This is a genomic window from Pseudarthrobacter sp. AG30 (genome assembly GCF_003116525.1).
Taxonomy (GTDB): Bacteria; Actinomycetota; Actinomycetes; order Actinomycetales; family Micrococcaceae; genus Arthrobacter.
This window is the reverse complement of sequence record NZ_QEHL01000057.1, coordinates 1-229: the sequence shown is the minus strand read 5'-3', so window position 1 is coordinate 229 and position 229 is coordinate 1. Positions and strand designations below refer to the sequence as shown.

Sequence of the window (229 nt, the reverse complement as noted above, 5' to 3'; positions counted from 1 at the left end):
CACCTACGCCGCCGCCGACCGTGTGGAAATCATGGCCAGTGGGACCACCCCGCCGCCGGCTCCTGCCCCGGTGGCGTCGTTTACGGCTTCGCCGACGTCGGGGACGGCGCCGTTGAACGTGGCGTTCACGGATACGTCGACGGGCACCCCGACGTCGTGGGCGTGGGATTTTGGTGACGGCGGGACCTCCACCGTGCAGAACCCGACGCACAGTTATGCGGCGGCGGGG

At 70.3% G+C, this 229-nt stretch carries 1 protein-coding gene; it reads left to right on the top strand.

Annotated features, from left to right (window positions below):
* Positions 1-31 precede the first annotated feature (31 nt).
* Positions 32-229: PKD domain-containing protein (locus DC347_RS21295; protein WP_240617898.1), on the top strand; the 198-nt coding region annotated here is incomplete at its 3' end.